Annotated in this window: 1 pseudogene; it reads left to right on the top strand. The window is 61.1% G+C overall.

Annotated elements, in window-relative coordinates:
* Positions 1-257, top strand: a pseudogene (locus GPK89_RS14870) (ribonucleoside-diphosphate reductase subunit alpha); the annotation flags it as partial.

Here is a 257-nt window from a genome sequence, read left to right as displayed (position 1 = left end):
GCCGTGTGCTATCCGGATCTCTTCTGGCGACTGGCGGAGGAGAACATAGACGCGCCGTGGCATCTCATGTGTCCGCATGAGATCCTCACGGTCAAGGGCTACGCTCTGGAGGATTACTGGGGTACGGAATGGGAGAAGCGGTATCTGGACTGCGTCAATGACCCGCGCATCGAAAAGCGCAGCGTCACCGTCAAGGACATCGTGCGGCTGGTGCTTCGCTCGGCAGTGGAGACCGGCACGCCCTTCGCCTTCAACCG

It is taken from the genome of Gemmiger formicilis (assembly GCF_018784445.1).
In the GTDB taxonomy this organism is placed as follows: Bacteria; Bacillota; Clostridia; order Oscillospirales; family Ruminococcaceae; genus Gemmiger.
Note: the sequence above shows the minus strand (reverse complement) of the source record. Positions and strands in the feature narration are given on the sequence as shown.